The 323-nt window shown below is 35.9% G+C and carries 1 protein-coding gene; it reads left to right on the forward strand.

Features of this window, described 5'->3' with window-relative positions; genetic code table 11:
- Nucleotides 1–323, forward strand: a 323-nt coding sequence (locus SB717_RS34620; RefSeq protein ID WP_410907384.1) for a prealbumin-like fold domain-containing protein, incomplete at both ends; no start/stop codon positions are given.

Below are 323 nucleotides of genomic sequence, written 5' to 3' on the forward strand. Positions count from 1 at the left end.
CGCCAGAAGGTTATAAAGCGCTAGAAGTGACAGTAGAAGTGAACGTTGTAGCGAACGAAGTAGTAAAACAAGAAGTTACGAATGAAAAAGTAACGGGTCAATTCGAAATCGTGAAAGTAGATGCGGAAGATAAAACGAAAGTATTATCAGATGCAGAATTCGAAGTGTATAAGGATGGTAAAAAAGTAGATACGTTACGAACAGATAAAACTGGTAAAGTAATTTCTCAGAAATTAGAGCCAGGAACATACACATTAAAAGAAACGAAAGCACCACAAGGATATAAGTTGTTAAAAGAAGAAATTGAAGTCGTTGTGGAAGCA

Origin of the sequence: Priestia sp. SIMBA_032 (assembly GCF_046535215.1) — a bacterium.
Taxonomy (GTDB): Bacteria; Bacillota; Bacilli; order Bacillales; family Bacillaceae_H; genus Priestia; species Priestia aryabhattai.